We start from the raw sequence: 24,421 nt of genomic DNA, 5'->3' as shown, positions 1-24,421 counted from the left end.
CCTAACTCAGTAAGGCGGCGCCTAACATATCGACCAACCCCCTGAAGGATCAATAGATCAGACGGGATCGCTTCTGGCCAGGCACAAGGCGCAACCATGCCCCAGCGAACATGAGCCAGCCCCAGATGGCTTCTACGAGATCATGCCCAAAACCCTCGCCACCGCCACCGTCGACCGGCTCCTGCACCACGCCCACGTCGTCGTGACCCAGGGTGACAGCTTCCGCCTCAACCAAGCCACCACCGGACAAGGAGTCAAGCCCTTGAACTGACCGAACACCTCACCAGGGCGGGGAACTAACTGGCCGTCACTGGGGAGAAACCGGGCTCTGGCACGAAGTTCGTGAAATCGACCCCCATGGCTTTGCGGCGCTGTGGATCGGTGATCATGGCTGCCGTGCGTTGATCTCGGCTTGACGATGTTGTTGCCGCACCTGGCTTCGCTGCGTATCAAGCAGGTCCGGGTGAAGGAGACCCTGGTTTCGGTGGATGCCGAGGTGTCAGCGGCCGCAGCGGCGTGCCCGGACTGCGGGAACGCGTCGACACGGGTGCACAGCCGATACGGGCGCACGGTGTCGGATCTGGGGATCGGCGGCCGGCAGACGCTGCTGCGGCTGCAGGTGCGGCGGTTCTTCTGCGACGAGCAGGCGTGCGACCGACGCACGTTCACCGAGCAGGTTCCGGGCGTGACCGGCCGGTACGCGCGTCGCACCGAACTGCTTCGGGGCGTTCTGGAGAAGATCGCTCTCGCGCTGGGTGGCCGGCCCGGGGCGAGGATGTCCCGGCGGTTGGCGGCAGCGGTGTCCCGCACGACGTTGCTGCAGCTGATCCGCGCCCTGCCGGTGCCGGAGCCGGGCAGTGTGGCGGTGGTCGGGGTGGACGACTTCGCGTTCCGCAAAGGCTCCCACTACGGCTCCATCGTGGTGGACATGCGCACCCGCCGCCCGGTAGACCTGCTGCCCGACCGGCGGTCCGCCGGGTTCGCTGCCTGGCTGCGGGCCCACCCCGGTACTCACGTTATCTGCCGGGATCGGGCCGGCGGCTACGCCGAGGGCGCTCGGCTGGGCGCGCCGGACGCGATCCAGGTCGCTGACCGGTTCCATCTGCTGTACAACTCCACCCAAGCAGTCGATCGGGTCGTCCGCGCGCACCGCAAATGCCTACGCGATCGGCCCGAACATGAAGTCGTCGCACAGCCGGCACCGCCCACCACCTCCGATGAAGGCCGCCGAGCACAGCTGACCCACCAACGCCACGCCGAGATCCACGCGCTGGCGAGCAAGGGCATCGGCACCACCGCCATCTGCAACGCGCTCAACCTCGACGGCAAGACCGTGCGCCGCTACCGGCTCGCGGCGACCGCCGACGAACTCCTCACCGACCCCGCCACACGCTCACGCGAGCTCGACGAACACGTCCCCTACCTCGCCGAACGCTGGCAGCAGGGCTGCACCAACGCCGCCCTGCTCACCACCGAACTGCGCGATCACGGCTATCACGGCAGCGAACGCAGCGTCCGCCGGCTGCTGCAGACCTGGCGCGTCAGCGCCGTTCCGCCCGCAGCGCTGGCACCAGCAACCTTCAAACCGCGGCAGGTCACCGGGTGGATCATCCAGCCGGCCGGCGAGCGCACCAAACACGACCAAGCCGAGCTGAGCCGCATCCTGCAACGCTGCGCCAGCCTGCACACCGTCGACCGCCTCGTCAGCGACTTCGCCGGTATGCTCCGCCACCGCCAAGGCCAGCACCTCGACACCTGGATCAGCCACGCACAGCACAGCGGCATCGCCGCGCTCGCAGGCTTCGCAGCCGGACTCGTCAAAGACTACGAAGCCGTCCGCAACGGCCTCACCCTCGACTGGAACAGCGGCGCCGTCGAGGGCAACGTCTGCAGACTCAAGGCCATCAAACGCGCCATGTTCGGCCGCGCCAACTTCGACCTCCTCCGCCGCCGCGTCATCCTCGCCGACTAACCCCCGAACCAGGCATTCACGAACTTCGTGCCAGAGCCACGAACAAGAGGCCGTTGACAGGCGGGTGACTGCGATGGTGGCGACGGTCTGAACAGCGAGGCTGCGCTGGCCGACGCTGTGGGACTGACGGTCGAGTCAGGTGGGCAGATCCCCGGCGGAGACGAGGGCCGCACCCGAGCGGGATGCGCCGGCCAGGTGCGTGTTGGCGCCTTCGATCGTGAACAGCGGTGCGATTCGTCGCAAGGACGGGCGGCGCGGCGGGGCCGGGAAAGAGGGATCGCGGGGCGTGACGGCGGCGCTGAATCCGGCACACCATCTCGCAACGTAAGACTGGCCGCCCGCCGCACCGCCCCGGGTAGCAACGGCGGACGACCACCGGACTCATCCAAGACCCCGTCGCGTTGCTCTGGCAGGGACGCGACCATGGAGTGTGGGAGGCGGATCGAGCTCAGCGCCGGCCACCTCGACGACGGCGACCTCGTCTCGCACCGCTACCAAGCCGGCAACGGCGTCTCCTACGCAACCGGGCTCGACGCGGCCAGCATGGCGCTCGCCGCGATCGCCACGCGGATCAACACCACGATCGACGCCTACACCGCCGCGCCGGCAGCCACCCCGGCGCGAGGGAGAGCGCAGACACCAGGACTGCTGCCGGCGCGCCGGCGACCGGCGTCCCGTTGTTAAAATGTCTGCTGCAAGAGGCGCGTTGATGGGGACGAGTACTACCGGACGCAGCTCGGAGCGACCCGGGGGCGGTGTGAGCCTGGGAGCGTGCACGGTGGGAACATCACCCCGGAGCCGTCGGAAGAAAGGCCCGCGGGCCGAGTAGAACCGACCTTGCATCCGAATGAGCGGGTCGTGCGTTTCGCGCGGCCAAGGAGGGTGGTACCGCGGGACCTCGGTCTCGTCCCTTCGTTGGAGAGCACGCCCGACGGAGGACCGACCGGATGTACAGAACCGTGCCCGCGCAGGTCGACTTGGCCACCCTTGACCATGAGGTGCTGCATTTGTGGCACAGCAACAGCGTCTTCAAGCGCAGCCTCGAGCAGACCGAGGGGCGGCCCGACTGGATCTTCTACGAGGGCCCACCGACCGCCAACGGGATGCCGGGAACGCATCACATCGAGGCGCGGGTGTTTAAGGACATCTTCCCGCGCTACAAGACCATGAAGGGCTTTCACGTCCCGCGCAAGGCGGGCTGGGACTGTCACGGCCTGCCGGTCGAGCTCGCGGTGGAGAAGGAGCTGGGCTTCACCGGCAAGCAGGACATTGAGGCCTACGGCATCGCCGAGTTCAACGCCAAATGCCGGGAATCGGTGACCCGGCACACCGACGCCTTCGCAGAGCTGACCGAGCGCATGGGCTACTGGGTCGACATGGACGACGCGTACCGCACCATGGACCCGGAGTACGTCGAATCCGTCTGGTGGTCGCTCAAGCAGATTTTCGACCAGGGCCTGCTGGTGGAGGACTTCCGGGTGGCGCCGTGGTGCCCGCGCGACCAGACGGCGCTGAGCGACCACGAGCTGGCGCAGGGCTACGAGAATGACACCGATCCCTCAGTGTTCGTGCGGTTTCCGCTGACCTCGGGATCCCTCGCCGGGCAGGCGTCGCTGCTGGTGTGGACGACGACCCCGTGGACCCTGGTGTCCAACACGGCCGTGGCGGTACACCCGGACGTCACCTACGTAGTGGCCACCGACGGCACCGAGCGGCTCGTCGTCGCCGAGCCGCTGCTGGAGCAGGTCCTCGACGGCTGGACGCGCACCGGCGACAGCTTCACCGGCAAGGAGCTGGAGCGCTGGACCTACCGGCGGCCGTTCGACCTGGTCGACGTGCCGGACGCGCACTTCGTCATCCTCGCGACATACGTCACTACCGAGAGCGGCACCGGCCTGGTCCACCAGGCGCCCGCGTTCGGCGCCGACGACCTGGCCAGCTGCCGGGCCTACGGGCTGCCGATGGTCAACCCGGTGCGCCCCGACGGCACATTCGAGACGCAGATCCCGCTGATCGGCGGGATGTTCTTCAAGGACGCCGACGCGCCGCTGGTCATCGACCTGCAGAACCGCGGCCTGCTGTTCCGCGAGCGGCAGTACGAACACAGCTACCCGCACTGCTGGCGCTGCCACACGCCACTGATCTACTACGCCCAGCCGTCCTGGTACGTGCGCACCACGGCGATCCGCGACCAACTGCTGCGCGAGAACGAGCGCACCAACTGGCACCCCGAGACCATCAAGCACGGCCGCTACGGTGACTGGCTGACGAACAACGTCGACTGGGCCCTGTCGCGATCCCGCTACTGGGGCACCCCGCTGCCAATCTGGCGCTGCCCGGCGCAGCACCTGACCTGTGTCGGCTCGCTCGCCGAGCTCGGCGAGCTGGCCGGGCGGGACCTGTCGAACCTCGATCCGCACCGCCCGTTCGTCGATGACGTCACCCTGACCTGCCACTGCGGCGCGACGGCGACGCGCGTGCCAGAGGTCATCGACGCCTGGTACGACTCGGGCGCGATGCCCTTCGCCCAGTTCGGCTACCCGCACCGCAATCAGGAACTGTTCGAGCGCAGCTACCCGGCCCAGTTCATCTGCGAGGCGATCGACCAGACCCGCGGCTGGTTCTACACCCTCATGGCCGTCGGCACGCTGATCTTCGACCGGTCCTCGTACGAGAACGTCGTTTGTCTCGGGCACATCCTCGCCGAAGACGGCCGCAAGATGTCCAAGCACCTGGGCAACATCCTCGAGCCCATCCCGCTAATGGAGCAGCACGGCGCCGACGCCGTGCGCTGGTACATGGCCGCCGCGGGCTCGCCCTGGTCATCCCGCCGTGTGGGTCACACGACCCTGCAGGAAGTGGTCCGCAAGACGCTGCTGACCTACTGGAACACAGTCGCCTTCCAGGCGCTCTATGGCCGCACCGCGAACTGGGTGCCGTGCGCTGAGGACCCGGCGCCGGCGGACCGGCCGATGCTCGACCGGTGGGTGCTCTCCGAGCTCAACGTCCTGGTGCGTCAGGTCGACGAGGCGATGGCCGCGTTCGACACCCAGGAAGCCGGCAAGCTGCTCGCCGCGTTCGTCGACGACCTGTCGAACTGGTACGTCCGGCGCAGCCGCCGCCGCTTCTGGCGCGGCGACCCGGCCGGGCTGGCCACCCTGCACGAGGCGCTGCGAACGGTGACCCTGCTGCTCGCGCCGCTCATCCCGTTCGTTACCGACCGGGTCTGGCAGGACATCGTGGTGGCGGTGGACCCGACGGCCGCCCCGTCGGTGCACCTGGCGGCGTATCCGGAGGTGGACGAGCGCCTGATCGATCCCCGGCTGGGTGAGCAGATGGCGGTGGCCCGGCGTCTGGTCGAACTGGGCCGCACAGCCCGCGCCGCGTCCGGCGTCAAGACCCGCCAACCGCTGGCGCGCTCGCTCGCCTCGGCACAGGGCTTCGCCGACCTGAAGCCGGAGCTCATCGCAGAGATCGCCGCAGAGCTCAACGTCGCCATGGTCCTGCCGCTCAGCGCCTCCGAGGCGTCGCTGGTGGACACTACCGCCAAGGCGAATTTCCGGACCCTCGGCAAGCGGTTCGGCAAGGCCGTCCAGGACGTGGCCAAGGCGATCGCCGCGGCCGACGCCGCCGCCATCAAGCGGGGCCTCGCTGCCGGCGAGGCCACCGTGACGGTCGATGGCGAGCCAGTGACCCTCGGCCCCGACGACGTGATCATCACCGAGACGCCGCGCCGAGGCTGGGCGGTCGCCTCGGAGGCCGGCGCCACCCTCGCGCTCGACCTGCAGATGACGCCGGAACTGCGCCGGGCCGGGCTCGCCCGCGAGGCGATCCGCCTGATCCAGGAGGCCCGCAAGGCCAGCGGCCTGGAGGTCTCCGACCGGATCGAGCTGCGCTACGCGGCGGCCCAGGACGACGTCACTGCGGCGCTCGACGAGCACCGCGACCTGGTCGCCGACGAGGTGCTCGCGGTGCGGTTCGGCCCGGGCGAGCCGGACTGGGCGGCCACGCCGCACCAGGACGCCGACCTCGGCCTGACGTTCTGGCTGCGCCGCGCCTGATCCGATTCATTCGACGTGATGCCTCGCCGACGGAACCGGCTCGTCGAGCACGGCCGGGTAGATCGGGGCGGGGCGGCGTCGCTGACCACCTCGGAGGGCGTGACCTTCAGGGTGGCCAGGTTTCGTTGGAAGAACCTGCGGGACACGGCGGCGTCGCGCCGGACCGAGACCAGCACGTCAATCACCTGCCCGTGCTGGTCAACCGGCCGGTAGACGTATCGCCAGACGCCATTGACCTTGATGGCTGGGTCGGCCGCACGGCGAGGTGCCTGCTGTGCAGGTCCTTTTCCGTGCGGCCTCCCGCCGAACCGGACTGGCCCGTGTCCGAGCATCCGGCTCTCCAGTGATCTATGCCGTGCGTGTGGTGGTGGGCTGCCCGGTGTGGATGTGGTCGTGGCAGGCGGCGCAGACCACGAGGGTTTTGCGTCGCTGTCGCGCCATGTGCGTTGTCCACGTGGGTTGGGTCGGTCCGGGGTGGTTGGAGGTCTGCAAGTTTGCGGACGTGGTGGACGTGCATTGGTCCGGTTTGCTCGCAGAGCTCGCACCGTCTCTTGAGGGGGACTGCGTGTGCTCCTCGACGCGTACCGACACGCGGCGGCCGGCGAGGATCTCGGCGGCCAGCCGGGACCGGACAGGTAGCAACCGGAGTCACACAGTGCTTCACCCGGGCCGGGCGCAAACTTTCCATGCGTCTTCAAGGGCGGCCCGAAGGGCCGCCAGCGCGCCCGCTCGGGGACTCGCCGCGCCGTGCCGCTCCGCTCACGCGCGATCAGGTCACGGTGCCACTTGAGAATCGTGTCGGGCCGCACCAGCAGCCGCCGACGCCCTGACCACCTCGCTGGCTGTCGAGCTGCGCTCCGCCGTCGCCCCCAGCGACATGCACCGCAACGAGCGGGCCGGCGCCCCGGGTCCGGCCGGCCGGGTGGGGCGCACTTCGCCAGGCTGCTCCTCGGCATCCGAAAGGCCTTCAGGTGCGGCCCGGCCGCCGGTGTGGCTGCCGGGTACGCTGACCCAGCTAATGATCAAAGGCGCTCTTCGCGCCGGCCGGTCCATCGCCGACAGCAGGAGGAGGCATCTTGGCAGCCAGTGACATAGCGACGGCGGAAACGAGCACCGTGCCGGCGGCCGACCCGGCGGCCGCCGCACGGAACGCCACGTGACCGTACGGCCCGTCTCCGCGCCGCCCGTTCCGGTCGACGCAACACAGCAACCCACCCGGCGTCCGGCACCTCGACGCCGCCCGCACGTGATCGGCGAAATCCTCGTCGTGGTCCTGCTGGTCAAGGTCTACGACCTGATCCGCTCCCTGGCCGCGGTCCGCGCCGTCCCCGCCCGGCGCCACGGCGCCGGGATCCTGTCGGTCGAACGGCTCCTGCACCTGGACTGGGAGTCGGCCGGCAACCGGTGGCTGACCAGCCATCCACCGCTCGGCCTGGCGGCCGCCTACTGGTATGAGGCCGCGCACGTCCTCGTCACGCTCGGCGTCCTGGTGTGGTGCTACGTCGTCCGGCCGGACCTCTACCGGCCGATGCGCAACGCGCTGGTGATCACCAACGTCGTCGGGATGACGGTGTTCTTCCTGTTCCCGGTGATGCCGCCGCGCCTGCTGCCGGGCGGTGGCTACACCGACTCGGTGGCCGACGCCGGTTTCGGCACCACCCACGGCGGCCCGGTGCCCGCCGACCAGTACGCGGCGATGCCGTCGCTCCACCTCGCCTGGGCGGTGTGGACGGCCTGCGTTGCCGCCGCACTGCTGGCGAGCCGGCGGGGACGGGCATTGTGCTACCTGTACACCTTGACGACCGCGGTCGTGGTGGTCGTCACCGCCAACCATTTCATCCTCGACGTCGTCGCCGGGGTGGCCGTCGGCCTGGGCGCGATCGCGGTGGCCCGGGCGCTGCCGCTGGTGTCCGGGCCGCTCGCTCACAGAATCCGGCGGTGCGGCAACACCGCCACGAACGCGCTGGGTAGCAGCGGCACCCGGACGGTGACGAGCCGATATCCGACCACGGCGGCGACCGCGGTCGCTGGGGAGATCCCCACGGCCATGAGGCCGCCCAGCAGGGTGACGTCGAGCGCGCCGATGCCACCCGGCGACGGGACCGCTGCCGACCAGACGATCAGGTAGACAACGGCGCCTGATCAGGGCAGCGAGCACCGCTCGGTTGGCCCTGCGGCGTTCGTGGAGCTGGTTGGAGCGCTGGCGATGTCCGAAGATTCGGTCGATGGCGGCCTCTTGGCTTAGGCCGTTCTCGATGGTGTTGAGCAGGTTGTCGACGCGTGCGGAACGTGCAGGATCACCGGCGACCGCGCGTCAGCGGGCTCCCGACGCGAATACGCGCACGGACCGGTTGGCCGGCCCCTGCGCATACGACTCGTCCGTGCGGGAACGTCAGGCGTTCGCCAGCCCCGAGCAGCAGGTGTTGAACAGCAGGCGGGTGACGACGTACGGGTCGCGGTGCTGAGGGTGCCGAGGCTCTACGACGGCATACACCATGTCCGCAGGACTGACTGTCGGCACGACCGTCACCAGCGCCCTCACTCGCAGCTGCGCGTCGTAGATGGACACGGTCGTGACGTAGTAGCCGTCGCAGCAGCACGTCGCGTTCGAGCCGCACGAGGATACGGTCGTTGTCGACGTGCTCCCGGAGGGCGTGCAGCGTCGGGTCCTCGATCGGGTCGTCCATACGCATGATGCAGCGGATCCGGCAACGTGCGAGCCGCCCGGTCCGCGCGGTCGGGCTGAGCGCAGCGGCGACGATTGGCAGCCGCCCGAGACCGAGCGACCGGTCCTACTCCCTGGGTGGCGGTGACGGGTCGCGGCCAGCGCCGACCCGTACGGTGGAATCGACGGATCACGCCCGCCCGTGGGCGTATCGACGGCTTACCATTGAGAACCCTCTACCGCCCCGGACCTCGGCGGTGTCCTCATCGAGGCATCGTTGGGAGCGTCCGTGCCCACACACCAGACCAAGCCGCTCATCGCCGCGGTGTCGTATGACAGGCTCATCGTGCAGATCGCTGACCGGAAGCCGGCCGCCTTCGTCGCGCTGTACCGCCTCATGGTCCGTCCCCTCTTCCTGTACTCCCGAAGGCGGCTCGGCGACGCAGGCGCCGCCGTGCTGATCACCCGCGCGGTCTTCGTCGAGGTCTGGAGACTCGCTTCCACAGGGCGGCGGGACGACGCCCAGGCGTGGCTACGGCCATCGCGGACCGGCGGATCACCGAACGGCTCCGCTCGCCGGGCCGACCGACGGAGCCGGCGTCCGCCTACGACAAGCACATCGCAGCCGAACTGTCCGCCCTGCTCCGGGCGTCAGGCACCACCTGGCTCCCGCCGCCGGGCCGGCGGCGTTGTGGGGGTGCCGCAGCGCCTGACCGTACGAGCGCAGCAGGGTGGTCTGGCAGTCGGAGAAGTCGTGCTGCCGAGAGAACGCTCGCACAATGGCTTGCGCCCGGTACAGGTTCAGCCGGGCATGGTCGGGAACAGGTGGTGCTCGATCTGATAGTTGAGTCCGCCGCGGTGGACGTCGCGGGCGGTGTAGCGACCGGACCGCGGCGCGGGCGGTGTCAGCGCCGATCGATGACCTGAGCGGTAGGTGCGCGACGTGGGCCGGTCGGCGACGTGGTGGCGCGGCCGAGACGCAGCAGCAGATAGGGGTAGCCGACGCAGCCGATCATAATTTGGACCGCCTGCCGCGTGGCGACCACCTCGACGGCCGCGCTCAGAGGCAGGACCGAGACGTCGGCGGCGGTCGCAGTCAGCCAGCCAGCGGACAGCGCCTCGCCCGCGCGCAGCCAGTCCTCCGGCTCGTCATGATGGCCGTAGAGCAGCGCGAACGTCGCGCCCCGGTCCTCGGCCAGGCCCACCGGGCCGGCGCCGGTCGAGCGGTCCCCGGACCCGGACTCGGAGGGCCGGGCGTCGGAGGCGACCCGGGCGAGGTCGAGGACCTCGTCCGGGTAGAGCACGTGCAGCGACGTCTCCTCGGCCCGCACTGCGGCGGTGACGGCCTTGAGCTGCGCGGCTGCGATCGGCGCGCCGGTGACCGGCGACCGGTCGGTGCGGCGCAGGGGGATGCTGTTCATGAGCGGTGCATCCGCCGGCTCGGCCGGTGAGCGCTCATCGAGCCGCAGCGATGCGAGCCGGTCGGGGTCGGCGGGGTCCGGCCGGCGGTGCGTTGTGAGCCGCCAGCCCTCCGCGGCCAGCGCGATCCGGGCGTGGTGCAGCGCCGCACCGCAACTGATGATCGCCAGGCGGCCGTCAACGTCGACGTCGTCGACGATGCGGCCCCGGTCGAGGTACAGGACCAGGGTGTTGCCGGTCAGCCGCCACCGCCACGGCTGGCTGTCGAGGATCGACGGCGCGAACCCGGCCGCGTTGGCCGCGGCCACGAGCGCGTGGACCACAGCCTGAGCCCCGATCGGATGGATCGTCGCACCGGTCGGAGTCGCACCGACCGGCTTCCCGTTGGCTGGGCCGGTTGAGTCGTGCCGACGATCGGGCCTGGGCTTGAACTGCACGACCTGCATTGGGCGGACCTCCGGACCGGCGCCGCAGAGCGGCGGGTGAAGGCGAGAAGGAGTAGTCGCCCGGGCCACGCGCGGCCGCATCAGAACCGGCCGCAGCCCCAGCCTACGCCAGTTCGCGCCGCAGGCCGCATGACGGCCATCACCCAGTCTGCCCGAGGCGGGCGAAACGCCGGCGCACGAACGCATTCCACGCGCGAACACGTCCGACGCGAGCGGAGCACCAGCCGCACGGGCCGGCCGATTGCCGTTGCCGGCCGGCTCGCAACGGCGTCAGCGGCGGGTGGGCGGCGCGGTGAAGAGCATCTGCTGGTGCCGACAAGCCCATAGATTGCGCCTTTCGACGGGGGCCGCGCTCGTCGCCGTGACGGCGCTGGCGATCGCGGCCGAGTGGTACGTGCAGCGGAATCCGCGCCGGTACCTCGCGCTCGAGCCGCTCGCCGATCGCTATCCAACCCAGACGGTAATCCTCGCCGTGCCCCTCCTGCTGGCGGCGGCGGTGCTGCTGGCCGTCCGGCCGGTCCAGATGCGGGAACGGACAGCGGCGGCGCTGGCGGCGATGCTCCTGCCGCCGGGATGCGGCACAGAGCTCATCTACGACGACAACGAGCGGTTCGACTACCGGCGCCCGAAAGATCGTCACCATCGCTCGCTCGCCCGCCGGGCGCTGGGAGATCCTGCGGCTGACGCTGGTCTCGTCGGCCGACTCCGACGGGTACCTCGACGAGTTCCGGCTCCGCTCGCGCGCCGGCCGGCTCAGCCGCGAGGCACCCCGCCGGCTGGCCGCCGCGTGCACGTAGCGGCTGCCGACTTCCATTTGGCTGAACGGTGCGACCCGGCGACCGAGTTAACGCAACCGTGTAGACGACCCGGTTAACGCAACCGTGTAGACGACCCGTTCCGGCGCCTTGGCCGTCGTCTCGCATGGGCCCGCTGCCGTCGGATTCTGACCCATAGGCCAGTCCCGACTGGCGCCGCGGTCCACGCGATCGGCGCATCCATTCCGGCTGGCAGCGGTTGGGTGAGACGGTGGCTGAGCGGTTTGGCGCGGCGGTCACGGCCCTGCCTGCAGGGCGCCCCCCGCAGCAATGCACACGAGCCAACCGACGATAGGAGCGCGCGTCCATCCGGGTGAACCACAGCTGGGCCAGCAACCCGCGCGGCGCCTTGGCGGACGCGACCGTCGCCGCACCGACCACATCAAGTTGGGTCAGCTCGTCGCCGACAGCTGTGCAATCCCGCTTCCGCACGTGTATTGCATCGCTGGCGTTCAGCAATCGCATGGTGGGTCAACCTCCCGACTGCGTAGCACTGGATGCCACCAGGGGCCGAGCGGGGTCACACGGCGAGGAAGCAACACCGATGCCGCTCGGCTCCCTGGTGGTGAGGCTCAACGAGCCGGAGACAAGTCACAGCCGCCTTGCCTGTGGCATGAACGCTATGAGCTGCGCCGATCGCTACGGAACGATGTTGCTAGAAGTTGCTGGCGGTTAGCCGTCGAGCGCCGTGATTGCGTCGGCGATGATCCGGCGCGCAGCCGGCCCGACCACCGCCATCGACGAGAGCTCCGCGAACGTTCGGGCGTACACGGTCGCCTCGCGAGGCTGCGTGACGGTGAGTGGCACGCGGTCTGTCTGGTGGCCGCCCTCACCGGTTCGAAGCCCGGCGAGGGTGGCTACATCGCTCGGACCTCTACTCCAAGATTGTCACCGAGAGCGACTCGATGGAGATCATGGGATGAGCGGATCCGTCGAGTGGCGACAGGAGGCGAGCCACCCAGCCGGACCCGGTCGAGGTCCGGCTGCAGCGGCAGGACGGTCAGGGTGTACCAGCCTGCGCGCCGGTCGTCGTGGCCTAGGTGTTCACAAAGGCGATCACGAACAGCCGCTGCGCCGACGGGCGGCAAATGCAAGGCGCCGGCCACCGGCTCTCAGCGCGCCCCGGGCACGCCCACACAGCAGACGATTGCTTCCGTCTCGGGATCGAGATGGAGGTGAAACTGCATTCCACTGCGTTGCCGGTCGTCGACGCGGCCGACCAGCACGGTGTCGCCGGGATACAGCCGCAGCGCTTCGAGGCCTTCGGCGGCCTGCAGCAGCGGCCTGCCGCGCCGCTCGGCGCCGGCCTGACGCCTCTGCAGGAGGGTAATGGCCGCCGAGACCGGCACCCTGCTGTCGTCCCAGACATCAAACGGAGCACCGGCGGCCAGCGCCGCACGGACGGCGACGCGCAGGTCATCGTCGCCGTCCACCAGTCGAACAAGCTTCTGCCGCTCCATCACCCAACCACTATGCGCTAATCTTCCTCACTCGCCGTCGACTCCCAGGTTTCGCCACAGTCCCGACTGAGGAAGGGAGCGCTGCTCCCCGTGCCAGCAGCAATTGGGGGAACTGCTCGACCTTCTTGAGCCGAAGATCAGTAGCCCGCAAAGCCGAATCCAGCTTCCGACCTGGGCCGCTGTCCGCGTGGTGGCGTCCGCTTGAGACCTGACCTGCGCATCTTCGGCGGCCGTGATGTCACACCCCGGCAGTTATGATCGATCACGAGGCTGCGTTGAGCCCGTTGCTTCTGCACGGGAATCCGGTGCTGCTGCTACTGATGCTCGTCGCATGGTTCTGCTCCGTCCTGTCGAAGACCCTCAGCAGGAGGGTCGCACCGAGAGAGGAGAACCGGGTGGGTGTAGTGAACAAGGTGTTGTCGTCTGGGCTTGAGGCACTCGCCGGCCTGTCGGTCAACTTCGCAGCAGCAGCGGGCTGAGCGCAGCCTCGACATTGTCGCCCGCCGGCAGTTCATGCCGGAAACACAGTCACCAACAGGGCATCGTCGGCCGGAATCCCTGGCAGTGCCGATCAACGGTCTGCGACCATGGCGGCCACATGCTGACCCGCCCGGCGGCTCAGCCGAGGCCGGGTGAGTAGACCCTGGTGACCGGCAGCTTCACGTCGGGAGTGTGCATCGCCAGGCAGGGCTCCGCCGAAGCCGCGGCCGTGATGCTGCGGGTCGACGAAGAGGTCGGTGAGCATTCAGCCCAGCGGACCGGTCGCGGTGGCGCCCCAGCCGAGGACGTTGCCGCCCCCGTCGCGGGCCACCCGGACGGTACCGTTGCGTAGCAGATGCGACACGTACGCCGGGTCGGCACCCGAACCGGCCTCCGGCTGGCCAACCGCCCGGCTGATCCGGGCAATGGACGCCAGGTCGTCGGGCGTGGCCGGCTCGATCAACACCCTTTCCTTCTACCAGACTGAACGCAGGACGCCTGCCGTGCGCATCTGGTGGCGGATCGGCGCTCGGCATCGTGGCGCCGTGTCGGGCCGTCGATCAGGATGGTCCGGTCATCGACGTACTCGTCTCGGCCCGCCGGTTCTTCCGCGGTTGTTGGCCACGTTGACGGTCACGCCGGACGAGGTCGTCACCGATACGGGGCACAACAACCGACAACGCGCCCTGCACCTGATTCTCAGGTACCTCGTATAGGTTGTCCGCGCAAGTCGAGGTAGGGCAGGCGGATCCGAAGGGACGCGACGTCGTTGAGTGAACGATCCGCCACGCTCGCCGGCGATTCCCGTGACCGCACGATGCCTGACAGTGAGTGGGCGCGTCTTGACGCCGAACTTGACGTCATCGGTAGGAAGCCGGCGCGAAGTCGCCTCGGCATCCGGGTCCGCGGCAGCGTCTGGGCGGTGCTGACGGTCTGGACGGCGGCCTGGGCGTTGCTGCACGCGCGCAGTGCCGGATTCTCCTGGCACTACTTCGTCCTCGGCGCCCAAATGCTCGCCTCGAGCTCGCCGATCTCCGGCGGACTGCACGTGTACGCGGCGCATCCGGAGTTGCAGATCGGTCCGCTCGCGCTCCTCCTCGCGGTACCGCTGACGCATCTCGACCCTTGGCACGGCCGCATCGCCGCCGTGGTCCTGCTGACCGCGGGCGGGCCGCTACTACTGGCGGCCCTGGCGCGCATCCGCGAGCGGTCCGGGCGGATGAGCGACCCGTTGCTGCTGGTGACCGGCATGCTGGTGCTCCCCGTGTGGACCGAGGTCGCCGCGCACTTCGCCCACTTGGACGACGCGCTCGCGCTCGCGGCGATCGTGGCCGCGACGGGCACCATCCGACGGGGGTCCGCCGTCGCGACGGGACTCCTGCTCGCCGTCGCCACCGACAGCAAGCCATGGGCGATCGGATGTGCCGCGCTATTGCTCGCCCTGCCGGCCGGGCGCAGAGCCCGGGCCGCCGCGGTTTTCGTCGCCGGCGTCGCGCTGGCCTGGATCCCGTTCGTACTGGGCGATCCGCGGACGCTCAACCTCGGGCGATTCACCATACCGAACGTGGCGGGCTCGGCACTCAACGCGCTCGGCGTCCACGACCCCAGGACGCCGTCCTGGGACCGCGCCGCGCAGCTCCTGCTCGGCGTCGCGGTGGCCGTCATCGCCGTCCGCCGTGGCCGGTGGGCCGCCGTACCGCTCGCCGTCGTCTGTGCCCGGCTGCTGTTGGACCCGGAGACCTACACCTACTACACCAGCGGGCTGCTGGTGGCGACGGCGCTGGTCGACCTATACGTGCCGGCCCGCGGCTTCCCGATGTGGACCAGCGCGGCGGCGCTGTTCTACGCCATCGACGACCGGCTCAACCAACTGCTGCCGGCCCCGGCGCTCGGTGCGATGCGGGCCGGCTACTGCCTCGTCGTCCTCGCGGTCCTCGCCCTGCCCGGCCGGCAGGCCGCCGTGACCGACGCGCCCGTCCGGGGACCCGGGCGGCACCGGAGGAGACGACCGCGGGAGATCCGCGACGTCCGGCTGCCGGCGCAGCGCCTACCCGTCGACGAGCCGCCACGCCAGGTATTCAACTCGTGATCACGCGCTCTCGGAGCCGGTCCAGGCGCGCGGCGGAGATGCCGGCCGCGAGCAGGGCGTTGTGGGCGAAGCAGAACGAACAGGATCAACCGCTGCCGGCTGTCGATACGTGGAGCAAAGGCCGTGTCGGCCGTCATGACGTACAAGGTCCCTTCAGGAAAGGCGGTTTCGCGCGTCTGTTCGGGACACGCTGCGCCACCGAGCGGTGCCGGGCGGTGCTCGAACAGGTGCCTTGATCAGTAAGAAGTCCCGGCACGGCGGAGGTCCGCGGGCTGGCGGTCGGGCCGGCAGGCGTCGCTCACCGGTGCGTGCGACGACAGCGCCCACGGCTCGAGGAAGGTGTTGATCTCGTTGATCAGCTCGCCGCGCAGGGTGAGCACTGCGGTGTGGTGCGGCCGGAACGTGCCGGTTGCCGGGTCCCATAGATCGGCTCGAGCGGCGAGCTGGCCGCTCGCGCGGGTAGGGGTCAGCCGCCACGTCAGGCCGCCGCTTAGCGGCCTCGCTGCCAGGAACGCCGCGATTGCCGCAGATCCCCGGTACCAGGTCGGGGTCGGAGGCATCGCGATCGCGGCGCTGTCGGTCAGCATGGCCACGATCGCGGCGACGTCGTGCCGCTCCCAAGCGTCGACGTAGCGGCTGACGATCTGCCGCAGTCGTGCGTCATCGAGCGAGCGGAGTGTCGCCTGCTGGCTGCGGTCGGGAAGGCGGTGATCGACGGTTTCGTGGGCACGTTGCAGCGCGGCGTACACCGACGCCGGCGTCGTCTGCAGCGCCGCGGCGACCTCGGCGCCGGAGAAGCCGAGCACGTCGCGCAGGATCAGCACCGCCCGCTGCCGGGCCGGCAGGTGTTGCAGAGCGGCGATGAACGCCAGCTCGACGCTTTCCCGCTGTTCGTAGCGGGCTTCCGGGCCGGCCAGACCGTCGCCGGGATCGAAGCGCTCGTCCGGGTGCGGCTCGATCCAGGTCGACTCGGCCGCCGGCGGGTTGAGCGGGCGGTGCGGATCGGCCGGCGGACCGTAATCGATCGGCAGCACGCGCCCCGGCCGGCGCTCGATGACTCGCAGACAGACGTTGGTCGCGATGGTGTACAGCCACGACCGCAACGAGCTGCGTCCCTCGAACGACGGCAGGCTCCGCCACGCCCGTACCAGGGTCTCCTGCACGGCGTCCTCGGCATCGTGGACCGAGCCGAGCATCCGGTAGCAGTGGGCGTGCAGCGCACCGCGATGCGGTTCGACCAGATCTGCGTACGCCTCCTGACCGCCCGCGACGGCCGTTCCGGAATGCTTTGCATCCGTCATAGCCGTCCCCGTTCGGGACGCCGCTTGGGTTGCCAGAGCGCGATCTCGCCGCCCTCGCTCGTAGCCAGTACGCTTCGCCAGCCCGCGGGGCCCTCCCGCGGTTCGAGCAGCACCGTCGCGCCGAGCCGTCGTCCCCGTTCGGTGACCGCCTCGATCTCGTCGACCTCCACGTACGGCAGCCACGTCGCGGTGGGCGTACGGCAGTCAACGATTCCGCCGGTGAGGGGACCGCCGAACGTGAGCGCGTGGTAGCAGTCGCTGCGCACTTCGATGCGCTCGGTGCGCCACCGCAGCAGCTGCTCGTAGAACACGCTCCCGCCGGACAGATCGTTGGTGTGCAGTTCGAGGTGGACGATGGGCCAGCCTCTGCTTCTTTGCATCTTTACCGCTCCTTCGCATGGCTTGCCGTCCGGTGGCGGGCCCTGCCCGAGGTGGCTGTCGAAGGCCGACACCACACGCGGACAGAGCCGCCGTAGACGGGTCCGCCTGCCGGGCCTATGCCGGGACCGCGACCAGCGCGGCCATTTGCCGTTCGACGGTCTTCGGGGAAGCGTGGAACTGCTTGCCGAGCGCCACAGCGAACGGGTCGGGGAAGATGTCGTCCTCGCCCGCCTCGACGCCGTCGAGGATTGCCTTCGCGACGGCATCGGGTGCGGTCTTCTCGAACTGGGGTGGGAGGTCCTTGGTCATGTCGGTGTCGACCGGCCCGGGGTAGACGCCGTGCACGCTTATGCCCCGGCCGGCCAGCAGTGCGCGGGCGGCCTGGGTCAGTGAGTGCTGCGCGGCCTTGGAGGCGCTGTACGTCGGCTGCAGCGGCACGTTGGTGAGCCCGGCCGCCGAGCCGATGTTGACGATGACGCCACCGCGCCGTGCCAGGGTGTCGGCGAAGCTGCGCAGCACGCGCAGGACCCCGAAGTAATTGACCTCCATTTCCCGCCGGGCCACGTCGACGATCGCGTCGTCGGTCAGCTCGGTCGGCTCGAATGCGCCCGCGTTGTTGACCAGCAGGTCGACCTCGGTGGCCTGGCGTGCCGCCTCGGCGACCTGCTCGGCGTCGGTGACGTCCATCCGCAACGCGACCAAACGAGCGCCGTAGTGCTCGCGCAGCGCCTCGAGAGTCTTCGGGTCACGGGCCGTGGCGTAGACCTTCGTGGCGCCGCGCTCCAGCACCGCCCGCGTGATCGCGAGGCCGATACCGCGGTTGGCGCCGGTCACCAGCGCCACCGATCCGTTAATTCGGGTGGAACCCTGCATCTCGTCCTCCTCTGATTGCTCTACACAGGTGGAGATCCGGTTAGCCGGCGGAATCTGTCGGTGGCGTCGCCTCAGGCCGCGTGACAGGCGTCACCCGGCCCGGCCGGCGTGGCCACGCCAGCTGTCCAGTCGGCGATCATGCCCCCGCTGAGGTTGGCGATCGCCCCGGTCATCGCGGCGGCACGGTCGAACGCGACGAAGGTGGCCACGTCGGCCACGGTAGTGGCCGTCATGGCAGCTCAAGCTGGCGATCAAGCCGTCGAGAAGCGGCTAGATCATTGCGGCGGCCCGTGCTGTCGGGTCGGGCGTGGACACCGTCACAGTGCCCGACCCGCAGTACGTGTGAGGTGTTGAGTAGGCAGCGGAGCCACTGCACCACCGGCCCGACCTCAGGGCCCTCGACCACATCGTTCTCCCGCCGGCGGCCAGCAGTGGGGTGAACCGCTGCACCCACCAAACCTCGATCCAAGCTCCGCCAGCGAGATCGCTCGAAGCATTGGGGTGCTGGACAGCCCGGTCGGCACGCGAGCATGCCTCGGGTCTATTCGCAGCGCGGACAGCTCCGGAAATACTGGGGCTACGCCGGACAGGTGCGGATAAACCGCCACTTGAACAGCCGAGCAACCTTGGGGCAATCCAAATCCACAATGGACAGCTGGATCGCACGTTTACGCAGGCAAATCGCGGTGCGATACAACCCGCGATTGATATTCCCGACGATTAAAGGTCCGAAGTGGACGATCAACTCGCTCAAGTTCAAACATAGCAACGAAAAGTCCATGGCGAGCGTCGAGCGTCCTGCAACGTCCGTGCTGGTCGGCTGGCTCAGAGATCTGAAAGAGCCGATGCTCGCCTTGTATCGGACGCGGAAGTTCCTGTGGCGTCCGCGTCCGTCTGTGCCAGGTAGCGAACATCCGAGCAACCAGCGAGCAACCGATCATGTGGAGGCCACGGCCGCGCGGGCTCCGCAGTCTCGCCGGCATCCAGATCCATCGAGACGAACCGGCTACGGTGGGTTACGGCCCGGCCGACGGAAGCGCCTGATCAATTCACTCATCTGCCGATGTGCGTGCACCCGATCTTGCCCGAACGTCGCGTGGGCGCCGCCGATCGGACCGGCGCTGTCGCGTGGACTCGGGGTCGCGCCGCGGCCCGACCGGTTGACCGCATCGGCTCGGTAAGCTGTGTGCATGGTGGCCGGGGTGGAGCGGGTCACTGCCCGGTCGGTGCTGTTCGACCTGGCGGTGGCTGGCAGTGTGGCGGTGCTCACCGTCCCCTACGGGTACCGTCTCCACGTCCTGTTCGGGGTGGCGATGGCCGTCGCGGTGGGCTTCCGCCGGTTTCGCCCGCTGGCGGTGATGCTGATCGTGTCGGCGCTGGCGCTGGGTCATCTTGTGATTCTCGGGCGGCCCGATCCGACCAGCTTCGACATCGCGGTGCTGATCGCAATGTATTCAGTGGTGAAGTACGCGCCGGTGCTGTGGCACGGGTTCGTGGCCGCGGCGATCGTCGCCACCGGGCTGGTCATCGAGCAGACCCGGCACTGGACGTTCCGGTGGTGGTATTCGGCGGCGCTGCTGTTCGGCTTCTGCACGGCGGTATGGCTGGTCGCGTATACGTTGCGCACCCGCCGGCGGTATCTGCGCAGCCTGGAGGAGCGAGCGGCCACCGCCGAGCGGGAACGCGACCACCTCGCCCAGCTTGCGGTGGCCGGTGAACGGGCGGCGATCGCGCGGGAACTGCACGACGTCGTCGCGCACACCCTCGCTGTGATGGTCGTGCAGGCCAACGGGGCCACCTACGCGCTCGCGGAGGACCCGGCCCAGGTCGACGAGGCGTTGCGGACCATCGCCGCGACCGGGCGGGACGCGCTGCTCGACATGCACCGCATCGTTGGGGTCCTGCGCGGCGACGGCCCGGCCGGTGACCTGCCCGATCGTGGCGTGGCGACGATCGGGCAGATGTGCGCGCTGATAGATCGGGCACGCACGGCCGGCCTGTCGGTCACGCAGGAGAGTGTCGGCGACCTGCCGGCCATGTCTCCGGCGGAGGAGCTGACCGTCTATCGGGTCGTCCAGGAGGCGCTGACCAATGCGATCCGCCATGCCGGTGCCGCGGCCAAGGTGGCGATCCGGCTGGAGTACGGTCCGCAGCGGGTCACGATCAGCGTCGTCGACGACGGGGCCGGCCGGCTTGCGACCGCGAACGGAACCGTTGGGCACGGGCTGATCGGGATGCGGGAGCGTGTCGCGATGCATGACGGGCAGTTCAGCGCCGGGCCGCGGCTCGGCGGTGGCTGGCAGGTCGACGCGACACTGCCGGTGAGGGGAGCCACATGACCGCGGCCGGGACCACTATTCGAGTGATGGTTGTGGATGATCAGCCGCTGGTCCGGGCCGGGTTCCGGATGGTGCTCAAGGCGCAACCGGACATGACGGTCACCGCGGAGGCAGGCGACGGCGCCGAGGCGCTGCGGGTGTTGCAGCGCATCCCGGCCGACGTCGTGGTGATGGACATCCGGATGCCTGTGATGAACGGCGTCGAGGCGACCCGGCGGCTGTGTGCCCAGCCCGGCGGGCCGCGGGTGCTGGTACTGACCACCTTCGACACCGACGCGGAGGCGTTCGCCGCGTTGCAGGCCGGCGCGAGTGCGTTCCTGCTCAAGACCGGGCCGCCGGAGGAGCTGTTGGCGGCGATCCGGGTTGTGGCGGCCGGCGACGCGGTGGTCGCGCCGAGGGTGACGCGCCGGTTGCTAGACCGGTTCGCTGGTCAGTTCGGCCCGGCCCAGTCGGCCGGAACCGTGCTGGCCGGGCTGACCGAGCGCGAGCAGGAGGTGCTGCTGCTGGTCGCGCAGGGGCTGTCGAACGCCGAGATCGCCGGCCGGCTGCACATCGTCGACACTACGGTCAAGACGCATGTCGGGCGGATCCTGACCAAGCTCGACCTGCGGGACCGGGTTCAGTTGGTGGTCATGGCGTACGAGACGGGCATGGTCCGGCCCAGCGCGCCGGGCTGAGCGGTGACTGCCGCCCAGCCCGGGGCTGCTCATGTCTCGGCCATCGCGGTCACGATCGACGCTTTCGCCGCCCGGCGGGCCGGCAGGACCGCGGCCAGCACCGCGGCGAAGGCGGCGACGGCGAGCAGCAGGAGCAGCTGTCCGTACGGGACCCGGATCAGCGGTTGGATGGTGGCGAACATGATCCGGCCGGTCAGGCACCCGTAGGTGACTCCGAACGCGATCCCGACGATCGCGCCGACCAGCGCCATCAGGCACGCCTCGGCCAGCAGGGTGACCCGCAACTGGCCCCGGGTCAGCCCGAGCGCCCGGACGAGTGCCGACTCGCGGGTACGTTCGAACACCGACAACGACATCGTGTTCATGATCCCGATAAGCGCGATCAGCATCGCGAACGCGAGCAACGCCGCGACCACCCCGATGAGTTGGTTGACCGTACCGGTGATCTCGTCGCGCCAGCCGGCGATGCTGTTCACCGCGACCGCTGGATAGTCGGCCAGGTCGGCGTCGACGGCGTTGCGTGAGGCGGCCGGCGGGACCCCGGCGGCCGCCTTGATCAGCACCAGGTCGTCGCCGCCAGTCGGCCGCAGGGTTGCGAAGTCGTCCCACGAGATCAGCGTGTCGCCGGTACGCGCGGTGCCGGCGATCAACCCGACCACGGTCAGGTCCAGCCGCTTGCCGACCGAGCTGACCACGACGATCCGGTCGCCGAGCCGGTGCGCCTTGTTCTCGCCCGCGCCGGTGAACAGGATCGCGGTGCCCGGCCGGAGGTCGCCGAGCGAGCCAGCCGTCATCTGGAACGTGGCCAGCGACCGCAGCGCGGCCGGGTCGAGGCTGCCCAGCTGGGTGCGGTTGCCGTTGCTGGTCGCCAGGTCCAGCCGCACCTCGCCGACGGCTCCGAGGAGACGGTCAGCGCGGAGCTTGGCGACGGCTCCGGGCGGCACGCTGACGGTCCGCTGGCCGGTGTCGGCCGGCTGCACGATGAAGTCGACCGGATAGTGCGAGACGAGTTGGGCGGTGGCCGTCGCCTGGATGGTCGCAGTGAGGACCACCGAGCCGGACATCAGGCCGATGCCGATCATCAGCGCCGCGGTCGTGGTGGCGGTCCGGCCCGGGCTGCGGCGGGCGTTCGCGGTAGCCAACTGCACCGGGGTACCGAAGATCCGGCCGGGCAGCCAGCCCAGAGCGGCGATCAGCGGCCCGACGTACAGCGGCGAGAGCAGCACGACCGCCAGGAACGCGATGATCCCGCCGGCCACCACCTGGAGCGTGCCGAGCTTCGAATCGCTGCTCTGCTCACCACGGACGGTCAGCGCGATGCCGGCCGCCGCGGTGAGCAGGACCACCACGATCAGCACGATCCGGCTGCGGCGGGAGCCGACCCGGGCCGCCGGTACCGCGCGCAGGGCGGCCAGCGGCGGCACCCGCCCGGCCCTTATCGCCGGTACCAGCGCGGCGGCGGCGGTGACCAGCAGACCGACTGCGACGGCGACGACGACCGGGGTGGCGGTGAGCACCAGGGGGTGGCTGGGCAGGGCGGCGCCCAGCGCGTTGGCCCCGCTGAACATGCCGTACGCCACCGCGAGGCCCAGGCCGAGCCCGGCGATGCCGCCGACGAGCCCGACCGCGGCGGCCTCCACCAGCACCGAGCCGAGCACCTGACCGCGCGAGCCGCCGACACAGCGCAGCAGCGCCAGCTCCCGCAACCGCTGGGCAATGAGGATGTTGAAGGTGTTCGCGATCACGAACGCCGACACCACCACGGCGATCCCGGCGAAGATCTGCAGCACGGTGAGAAACGTGTCGACCTCATGCACGGCGGCGGTGGCGATGTCGTGCCGGCGCTGATCGCCGGTCTTCACCACGGCGTCGGCCGGCAGCACCGCTCGTGCCCGGCTGCGCAGGTCGGCCTGGGTAGCGCCGGAGACGGTCGCGACGACCTCCCGGTAGCCACGCGCCCCGGCGATCGTGGTCAGGTCCACCTCGGTCAGCACGACGGCCGAGCGGTCGGCGTACTCCTTGGCCGCGCCGAATCCGACCAGACCGACGAGCCGCAGTTCATGGCGCTGCTGCGCAGTGTCCAGCACGACGATCCGGTCGCCGACGGTGTACCTCAGCCGCTGAGCGCTCGCCTCGTCCAGGGCTGCCTCGCCGGCCGCCGTGGGTGCCCGGCCGGCAGTCAGGTCGTACCCGCGCAGTCGTGGGTCGTCGCCGGTCGACAGCGCCACACCGGGTTGCCCGAAGTTGCTGACCAGCCGCCCGTTGCGGTCCAGCAGCGGCAGCGGCTCGCTCATCCTGCCGGCGACGGCGCCGACCCCGATGACCGAGCGCAGCTGCTCCACTGTGGACAGCGGCAGCACCGGGTCCACCGCGGACTTCTCGCCGCCGGCTGCCGGGGGCGGCTGCACACTCAGGTCGATGTTCTGCGCCGCCCGCGCGTACTGGTCGTACAGTGCAGCCTTCGCCGTGTCGCCGAAGACCAGCGCGCCGGCGACGAACCCGACACCGAGCACGATGGCCAGAGCGGTCGCGATCATCCGCCAACGCCGGGCCCGCAAGCCAGCAAGAGTGGTCCGCAACATGTCAGCCTCCCAGTCGCTTCAGCTGGTCGAGGACCGAGTCGGCGGACGGGTCGGTAAGGTCGGCCGCGAGCCGCCCGTCGGCCAGCAGCAGCGCCCGGTCAGCATGCCCGGCGGCGACCGGGTCGTGCGTCACCATGACGACCGTCTGACCCAGCTCGTGCACGCTACGGCGCAGGAAGTCCAGCAGTTCGGCGCCGCTGTGCGAGTCCAGGTTGCCGGTCGGCTCGTCGGCGAACACGACCTCCGGCCGGGCCAGCAGCGCCCGCGCGCAGGCGACCCGCTGCTGCTGCCCGCCGGAGAGCTGTGACGGCGTGTGGCGCAGCCGGTCGGCCAGCCCCAGCACGTCGACGATGTGGTCGAACCAGGCCGGATCGGGCCGTACCCCGGCCAGGTCCAGCGGCAGCCGGATGTTCTGCTCGGCGGTGAGCGTCGGCAGCAGGTTGAACGACTGGAAAACGAACCCGATGCTGACCCGCCGCAGCCGGGTCAGCGCCCGGTCGGACAGCCCGCCCAGCTCAGTGCCGCCGATCCGCACCGTCCCGCCGGTGACCGCGTCGAGACCGGCCGCGCAGTGCATGAGGGTCGACTTACCGGACCCAGACGGTCCCATGATTGCGGTGAACCGGCCGCGCTCGAACCGGACAGTCACCCCGTCCAGAGCCCGGACCTCGGTGTCCCCGGAACCGTATACCTTCACGAGGTCGGTGGTCTGCACCGCCCACTGGCGCGGCGGTGCCGCTGTTGTCAACGTCATGGCGAACTCCTTGCGGTCAGGTTGGCTGCCCCTGACGCTATGAGCGGGCCGGTCGCCAGACATTGACGCCAGGCACTCATCCTGCCGTACTCCTGAGGTCGTACGCC

22 protein-coding genes and 1 pseudogene are annotated in these 24,421 nt (G+C 69.9%); 10 read left to right on the top strand and 13 right to left on the bottom strand.

Features of this window, described 5'->3' with window-relative positions; translation table 11 throughout:
• Nucleotides 1-142: 142 nt before the first annotated feature.
• The 4 genes from ABD901_RS46830 to ileS all read left to right on the top strand — a co-directional run bounded on the left by ABD901_RS46830 (nt 143) and on the right by ileS (nt 6,033).
• Nucleotides 143-271, top strand: coding sequence for an ATP-binding protein (locus ABD901_RS46830; protein WP_345138323.1), 129 nt, complete (start codon nt 143-145; stop codon nt 269-271).
• Nucleotides 272-463: 192 nt separating this feature from the next.
• A complete protein-coding gene (locus ABD901_RS46825) occupies nt 464-1,972 on the top strand; it encodes an ISL3 family transposase (protein WP_345138321.1) in 1,509 nt (502 codons plus the stop codon).
• Between the two features lie 423 nt (nt 1,973-2,395).
• A complete protein-coding gene (locus tag ABD901_RS46820) occupies nt 2,396-2,656 on the top strand; it encodes a hypothetical protein (protein ID WP_345138318.1) in 261 nt (86 codons plus the stop codon).
• 263 nt (nt 2,657-2,919) lie between these two features.
• Complete coding sequence (gene ileS / locus ABD901_RS46815; protein WP_345138315.1) at nt 2,920-6,033, top strand: isoleucine--tRNA ligase; 3,114 nt, start codon at nt 2,920-2,922, stop codon at nt 6,031-6,033.
• 80 nt (nt 6,034-6,113) lie between these two features.
• On the opposite strand, the pseudogene ABD901_RS59285 reads toward ileS, so the two are convergent.
• Both ABD901_RS59285 and ABD901_RS59280 read right to left on the bottom strand, forming a co-directional pair.
• Nucleotides 6,114-6,365, bottom strand: a pseudogene (locus ABD901_RS59285) (DDE-type integrase/transposase/recombinase); the annotation flags it as partial.
• A gap of 16 nt (nt 6,366-6,381) precedes the next feature.
• Nucleotides 6,382-6,624: an HNH endonuclease gene (locus ABD901_RS59280; protein WP_380139296.1), complete on the bottom strand. Its 243-nt coding sequence runs from the start codon at nt 6,622-6,624 to the stop codon at nt 6,382-6,384.
• A gap of 655 nt (nt 6,625-7,279) precedes the next feature.
• On the opposite strand from ABD901_RS59280, the gene ABD901_RS46810 reads away from it, so the two are divergent.
• Entirely contained in the window at nt 7,280-8,161 is an 882-nt protein-coding gene (locus tag ABD901_RS46810; RefSeq protein ID WP_345138312.1) for a phosphatase PAP2 family protein, read from the top strand.
• Between the two features lie 264 nt (nt 8,162-8,425).
• Here ABD901_RS46810 and ABD901_RS46805 read toward each other — a convergent pair whose 3' ends face one another.
• Both ABD901_RS46805 and ABD901_RS46795 read right to left on the bottom strand, forming a co-directional pair.
• A complete protein-coding gene (locus tag ABD901_RS46805) occupies nt 8,426-8,602 on the bottom strand; it encodes a hypothetical protein (protein ID WP_345138310.1) in 177 nt (58 codons plus the stop codon).
• Between the two features lie 1,001 nt (nt 8,603-9,603).
• On the bottom strand, nt 9,604-10,440 hold the full coding sequence (locus ABD901_RS46795) for a nitroreductase family protein (protein WP_345138308.1): 837 nt from the start codon (nt 10,438-10,440) through the stop codon (nt 9,604-9,606).
• 415 nt (nt 10,441-10,855) lie between these two features.
• Between ABD901_RS46795 and ABD901_RS46790 the strand changes: the two genes are divergently transcribed.
• The gene (locus tag ABD901_RS46790; RefSeq protein WP_345138305.1) at nt 10,856-11,437 is read left to right on the top strand and encodes a hypothetical protein; all 582 of its coding nucleotides are present in this window, start codon (nt 10,856-10,858) and stop codon (nt 11,435-11,437) included.
• A 613-nt stretch (nt 11,438-12,050) separates the two neighbouring features.
• On the opposite strand, the gene ABD901_RS46785 is transcribed toward ABD901_RS46790, so the two are convergent.
• Together ABD901_RS46785 and ABD901_RS46780 are read right to left on the bottom strand one after the other, a co-directional pair.
• Nucleotides 12,051-12,185 carry a hypothetical protein gene (locus ABD901_RS46785; protein ID WP_345138303.1) on the bottom strand — a complete coding sequence of 45 codons (135 nt, stop codon included), beginning with the start codon at nt 12,183-12,185 and terminating at the stop codon, nt 12,051-12,053.
• A gap of 305 nt (nt 12,186-12,490) precedes the next feature.
• Nucleotides 12,491-12,841 (bottom strand): hypothetical protein, encoded by a 351-nt coding sequence (locus tag ABD901_RS46780; RefSeq protein WP_345138300.1) that lies wholly within the window; start codon nt 12,839-12,841, stop codon nt 12,491-12,493.
• Between the two features lie 251 nt (nt 12,842-13,092).
• On the opposite strand from ABD901_RS46780, the gene ABD901_RS46775 reads away from it, so the two are divergent.
• A complete protein-coding gene (locus ABD901_RS46775; protein ID WP_345138298.1) occupies nt 13,093-13,317 on the top strand; it encodes a hypothetical protein in 225 nt (74 codons plus the stop codon).
• A 266-nt stretch (nt 13,318-13,583) separates the two neighbouring features.
• Here ABD901_RS46775 and ABD901_RS46770 read toward each other — a convergent pair whose 3' ends face one another.
• Nucleotides 13,584-13,784, bottom strand: a complete 201-nt coding sequence (locus ABD901_RS46770) for a hypothetical protein (RefSeq protein WP_345138296.1) — start codon at nt 13,782-13,784, stop codon at nt 13,584-13,586.
• 456 nt (nt 13,785-14,240) lie between these two features.
• On the opposite strand from ABD901_RS46770, the gene ABD901_RS46765 reads away from it, so the two are divergent.
• Nucleotides 14,241-15,407, top strand: a complete 1,167-nt coding sequence (locus ABD901_RS46765) for a hypothetical protein (protein WP_345138293.1) — start codon at nt 14,241-14,243, stop codon at nt 15,405-15,407.
• A 236-nt stretch (nt 15,408-15,643) separates the two neighbouring features.
• Here ABD901_RS46765 and ABD901_RS46760 read toward each other — a convergent pair whose 3' ends face one another.
• The 4 genes from ABD901_RS46760 to ABD901_RS46745 form a co-directional block, all read right to left on the bottom strand.
• Complete coding sequence (locus ABD901_RS46760; RefSeq protein ID WP_345138291.1) at nt 15,644-16,708, bottom strand: RNA polymerase subunit sigma-70; 1,065 nt, start codon at nt 16,706-16,708, stop codon at nt 15,644-15,646.
• Entirely contained in the window at nt 16,705-17,088 is a 384-nt protein-coding gene (locus ABD901_RS46755; protein ID WP_345138290.1) for a VOC family protein, read from the bottom strand. The genes ABD901_RS46760 and ABD901_RS46755 overlap by 4 nt, the downstream gene beginning before the upstream one ends.
• 115 nt (nt 17,089-17,203) lie before the next feature.
• A complete protein-coding gene (locus tag ABD901_RS46750; RefSeq protein WP_345138288.1) occupies nt 17,204-17,962 on the bottom strand; it encodes an SDR family oxidoreductase in 759 nt (252 codons plus the stop codon).
• Nucleotides 17,963-18,033: 71 nt separating this feature from the next.
• A complete protein-coding gene (locus tag ABD901_RS46745; protein WP_345138286.1) occupies nt 18,034-18,195 on the bottom strand; it encodes a hypothetical protein in 162 nt (53 codons plus the stop codon).
• 957 nt (nt 18,196-19,152) lie between these two features.
• On the opposite strand from ABD901_RS46745, the gene ABD901_RS46740 reads away from it, so the two are divergent.
• Nucleotides 19,153-20,301: a sensor histidine kinase gene (locus tag ABD901_RS46740; protein WP_345138284.1), complete on the top strand. Its 1,149-nt coding sequence runs from the start codon at nt 19,153-19,155 to the stop codon at nt 20,299-20,301.
• A gap of 26 nt (nt 20,302-20,327) precedes the next feature.
• On the top strand, nt 20,328-20,978 hold the full coding sequence (locus tag ABD901_RS46735) for a response regulator (protein ID WP_345138282.1): 651 nt from the start codon (nt 20,328-20,330) through the stop codon (nt 20,976-20,978).
• A gap of 29 nt (nt 20,979-21,007) precedes the next feature.
• Here ABD901_RS46735 and ABD901_RS46730 read toward each other — a convergent pair whose 3' ends face one another.
• Nucleotides 21,008-23,515 carry an ABC transporter permease gene (locus tag ABD901_RS46730; RefSeq protein WP_345138280.1) on the bottom strand — a complete coding sequence of 836 codons (2,508 nt, stop codon included), beginning with the start codon at nt 23,513-23,515 and terminating at the stop codon, nt 21,008-21,010.
• Between the two features lie 46 nt (nt 23,516-23,561).
• The gene (locus ABD901_RS46725; RefSeq protein ID WP_345138277.1) at nt 23,562-24,314 is read right to left on the bottom strand and encodes an ABC transporter ATP-binding protein; all 753 of its coding nucleotides are present in this window, start codon (nt 24,312-24,314) and stop codon (nt 23,562-23,564) included.
• Nucleotides 24,315-24,421: the final 107 nt, after the last annotated feature.

It is taken from the genome of Dactylosporangium darangshiense (assembly GCF_039537565.1).
GTDB lineage: Bacteria > Actinomycetota > Actinomycetes > Mycobacteriales > Micromonosporaceae > Dactylosporangium > Dactylosporangium darangshiense.
This window is presented reverse-complemented; position numbering and strand designations above follow the sequence as displayed.

What these genes read in the sequence shown, in the direction of transcription:
- ABD901_RS46830 (WP_345138323.1), top strand. Translation starts at nt 143, where the DNA reads ATGCCCAAAACCCTCGCCACCGCCACCGTCGACCGGCTCCTGCACCAC.
- ABD901_RS46820 (WP_345138318.1), top strand. Translation starts at nt 2,396, where the DNA reads ATGGAGTGTGGGAGGCGGATCGAGCTCAGCGCCGGCCACCTCGACGAC.
- ileS (WP_345138315.1), top strand. Translation starts at nt 2,920, where the DNA reads ATGTACAGAACCGTGCCCGCGCAGGTCGACTTGGCCACCCTTGACCAT.
- ABD901_RS46775 (WP_345138298.1), top strand. Translation starts at nt 13,093, where the DNA reads ATGATCGATCACGAGGCTGCGTTGAGCCCGTTGCTTCTGCACGGGAAT.
- ABD901_RS46760 (WP_345138291.1), bottom strand. Translation starts at nt 16,708, where the DNA reads ATGACGGATGCAAAGCATTCCGGAACGGCCGTCGCGGGCGGTCAGGAG.
- ABD901_RS46755 (WP_345138290.1), bottom strand. Translation starts at nt 17,088, where the DNA reads ATGCAAAGAAGCAGAGGCTGGCCCATCGTCCACCTCGAACTGCACACC.
- ABD901_RS46750 (WP_345138288.1), bottom strand. Translation starts at nt 17,962, where the DNA reads ATGCAGGGTTCCACCCGAATTAACGGATCGGTGGCGCTGGTGACCGGC.
- ABD901_RS46745 (WP_345138286.1), bottom strand. Translation starts at nt 18,195, where the DNA reads ATGACGGCCACTACCGTGGCCGACGTGGCCACCTTCGTCGCGTTCGAC.
- ABD901_RS46740 (WP_345138284.1), top strand. Translation starts at nt 19,153, where the DNA reads ATGGTGGCCGGGGTGGAGCGGGTCACTGCCCGGTCGGTGCTGTTCGAC.
- ABD901_RS46735 (WP_345138282.1), top strand. Translation starts at nt 20,328, where the DNA reads ATGGTTGTGGATGATCAGCCGCTGGTCCGGGCCGGGTTCCGGATGGTG.
- ABD901_RS46730 (WP_345138280.1), bottom strand. Translation starts at nt 23,515, where the DNA reads ATGATCGCGACCGCTCTGGCCATCGTGCTCGGTGTCGGGTTCGTCGCC.
- ABD901_RS46725 (WP_345138277.1), bottom strand. Translation starts at nt 24,314, where the DNA reads ATGACGTTGACAACAGCGGCACCGCCGCGCCAGTGGGCGGTGCAGACC.